Below are 484 nucleotides of genomic sequence, written 5' to 3'. Positions count from 1 at the left end.
CCTCGCGCGCCTGCCGTCTCCTCCCTGATTGTTGTTCCGGTGGCCGATGCCGCGGCGTCGCGAGACGCGGCAGGCATCGGCATAACGCCTGCGCGCGTTACGCGACTTTCTTGCCGTCGAAGAACTGTTCGTCCTCGGTCGAGCCGTGCAGCGCGGTCGTCGATGCTTCGCGTTCGACCGTCTGCGTCACCGCGTCGAAGTAGCCGGTGCCGACCTCGCGCTGGTGCTTGACGGCCGTGAAGCCCTTGTCGGCTGCCTCGAACTCGGCTTGCTGCAGTTCGACGAATGCGCTCATCTGCGTGCGGGCATAGCCGTGCGCGAGGTTGAACATCGAGTAGTTCAGCGCGTGGAAGCCGGCCAGCGTGATGAACTGGAACTTGTAGCCCATCGCGCCGAGTTCCTTCTGGAACTTCGCGATCGTCGCGTCGTCGAGGTTCTTCTTCCAGTTGAACGACGGCGAGCAGTTGTACGACAGCAGCTTGCC

1 pseudogene is annotated in these 484 nt (G+C 63.6%); it reads right to left on the bottom strand.

The window, feature by feature from the left end:
* Window positions 1-97: 97 nt before the first annotated feature.
* Window positions 98-484 (bottom strand): annotated as a pseudogene (locus ACU8YC_RS26580) (isocitrate lyase); the annotation flags it as partial.

Source organism: Citrobacter sp. VF227, assembly GCF_052950715.1.
Note: the sequence above shows the minus strand (reverse complement) of the source record. Positions and strands in the feature narration are given on the sequence as shown.